Genomic DNA, 2,082 nt, shown 5'->3' with positions numbered 1-2,082 from the left:
GGCAAAGCGCGGGTCCGCGTCAGGCGGGGCCTCCGGCCAGCACTAAGGTCTTTAGATCGTCAAGGGTCTGCTGCATGTGGGCGTCCATGGCGTCGCGGGCGCGGTGCGGGTCGCGGGAGGCCAGGGCGTCAGCGATGTTCTGATGGTGCCCGATGGCGTGCTCCTGGATCTCCGGCACCTTGGAAGTTTCCGTCCGCCGTTTTTCCAGCACGCGGTGCAAGGGTTCGAATAACACGGCGACGAAGACGTTTTCCGAGGCCTGCAGGATGAGGTCGTGGAAAGCGAGGTCTTCCTCCACGAATGCCGCGAGATCATTCCTCTCGTGGGCCAGCCGCATCCTGTCGACGTGCGCGCGGAGGGCCTGGATGTCCGTGTCCGACATCCGCCCGGCAGCCAGTTCGCAGGCGCCCGTCTCCAGCATCCGCCGGAGCTCGATGAGCTGGATGGCGGCCGAGGCGTCGTTTGTGCCCTCCGAGGCTGCCCGCAGCACGGCGTCCAGGGAGCCCCAGCGGTTCACCGGGTTCACGAACGTGCCCCGGCCGCGTTCCACGCTGAGGATCCGCTGGGCTTCAAGGGTTTTCATGGCCTCGCGCACGGTCATGCGGCTGACTTCGTGCCGGGAGCTGAGCTCCAGTTCGCCGGGGACGCTCGCGCCGGGCGGGAACTCGCCGCCAATAATCCGGTCCAGTAGTTCGTCGGCCACAACGCCGACCAGCGATTTCCTAGCCAATTCTCCCCGTCCAGCGACTTGTTGCCTGATGGCGTGCTCCGTGATGGCCAAGTCTACTTGCGCGTCGTTGTGCCATATGCCACACTAGCATTCATATGCAAGATGTCTGACATCTTACATTTTGTTCCTGCTGCGGCTCGCGGAGAACCGCAGTTTTCCACTGAAAGATCCACACACAATGGAGTGCATAGTGCCCCTCGAAGCAGACGTGCTGGCCGCTTTCCCCGCGGAAGTACAGATCCCCGCCCGGCTGGTGGCAGACAGCGTGGCCGCCTCCTCCGAGGCATCCCCCCGTGTCCTGGTCGTACTCGACGACGACCCCACCGGCACCCAGTCCGTGGCGAACCTGCCGGTCCTCACCCGCTGGGAAGTGGCGGACTTTGCCTGGGCGTTCGCCTACGAAGTCGACGGCCAGCGCCAGCGCGCGGTCTACGTGCTCACCAACACCCGCAGCCTTGACCCTGCCGAGGCGGCTGCCCGCAACGAGGAGATCGTCCGCAACGCACTCGCGGCCGCAGCGTCCGCTGAACCCGCGCTTCGGCTCAGCTTTGTCAGCCGCAGCGACTCCACCCTCCGCGGACACTACCCGCTCGAACCGGACGTCATCGCAGCCACCGTCACCGCCGTCAACGGCGAGAAGACGGACGGCGTCGTGATTGTTCCCGCGTTCCCCGACGCCGGCCGCGTCACGGTCGGCGGCGTGCACTTCACCCGCGGCACAGGCACGGACGCCGGGCAGCTCACCCCCGTGGCCGAGACCGAATTCGCCCGGGACGCCAGCTTCGGCTTCGCCAACTCGGAGATGGCCAAGTATGTCGAGGAGAAGTCGAACGGCCGGTTCCCCGCGGATTCGGTGATCGTGCTGGATCTGGACATCATCCGGGCGTCCACCGATCCGATGATCTCCGCCAAGGCCATTGCCGATGCCATCGACGCCGCCACGGATTCGACTCCGATCGTGGCGGACATCGTCACCGAAAACGACCTGCGGGCGCTGGCCCTGGGCCTGGAAGAAGCGGAAAGCCGCGGCAAGAAGCTGCTCTACCGCGTGGGCCCGCCGTTTGTTCGGGCACGGATCGGCCAGGAAATCCGCACCGAACTCAGCGGCGAGGAAGCCTATGCGGGCAACATCCCCTCGGAAGCCGGTGGCCTGATCGTGGTCGGTTCGCACGTCGGTGTCACCACCCGCCAGCTCAACGCCCTCACCGAGCAGCACAGCGCGGCCCGGATCGTGGAGATCGACGTCGAGAAGCTCCTCGGCGACAACGCGGGGGAGCACCTGGACGAAACCGTGGACACGGTCGTCGCTGCCCTCCGCGGCGGCGACGTGATCGTGCACACGAGCCGGCTCC

2 protein-coding genes are annotated in these 2,082 nt (G+C 66.4%); one reads left to right on the top strand and one right to left on the bottom strand.

Going from position 1 to position 2,082, the window contains the following annotated elements; translation table 11 throughout:
* Positions 1 to 19 precede the first annotated feature (19 nt).
* Positions 20 to 730, bottom strand: coding sequence for a FadR/GntR family transcriptional regulator (locus LQV45_RS27835; RefSeq protein WP_230010120.1), 711 nt, complete (start codon positions 728 to 730; stop codon positions 20 to 22).
* A 190-nt stretch (positions 731 to 920) separates the two neighbouring features.
* Between LQV45_RS27835 and LQV45_RS27830 the strand changes: the two genes are divergently transcribed.
* The coding region (locus LQV45_RS27830; protein WP_230010118.1) for a four-carbon acid sugar kinase family protein at positions 921 to 2,082 on the top strand (1,162 nt) is incomplete at its 3' end.

The organism is Microbacterium sp. Bi128, from assembly GCF_918698205.1.
Note: the sequence above shows the minus strand (reverse complement) of the source record. Positions and strands in the feature narration are given on the sequence as shown.